This is a genomic window from Polaromonas sp. P1_G2 (genome assembly GCF_056405515.1).
This window is the reverse complement of record NZ_JBFUBY010001045.1, coordinates 1-475: the sequence shown is the minus strand read 5'-3', so window position 1 is coordinate 475 and position 475 is coordinate 1. Positions and strand designations below refer to the sequence as shown.

At 63.2% G+C, this 475-nt stretch carries 1 protein-coding gene; it reads left to right on the top strand.

What is annotated here, in order from left to right:
• Positions 1–475, top strand: a 475-nt coding sequence (locus tag AC1D0P_RS28980) for a proton-conducting transporter transmembrane domain-containing protein (RefSeq protein WP_477679891.1), incomplete at both ends; no start/stop codon positions are given.

The window sequence follows — 475 nt, the reverse complement described above, 5'->3', positions numbered from 1 at the left end:
GTGAATTTCTGGCTGCCCGCAGCCTATCACACCCCCGCCACCACCGTTTCGGCGCTGTTTGCCGGTCTGCTGACCAAGGTCGGCATCTATGCCATGCTGCGCATACTCCTGATGCTGATGCCGGTCGAGGCGGAGCGTCTTGGGCCTGTGATCGGCATCGTCGCCATCCTCACCATGTTGACTGGCGGTTTTGGCGCCATCGGCGTCTCGGATCTCCGCCGCATGCTCGGCTACTGGGTGATCGCCGGCATTGGCGTCATGCTGGCTGGATTGGCGCTGGGCGGGGAAGTGCCTGTTTCCGCCGCGATATTCTACATGCTGCATTCGATGATGGTCATGACTGCGCTCTATTTTCTCGCCGGGATGATCGGCCGGGCCTGTGGCAGTCTCGATGTTGCCGGCCTCGGCGGAATTTACGCCAGTGCGCCGCGGCTCTCGGCACTCGCGCTGCTCCTGCTGCTCAGCATTGCCGGCC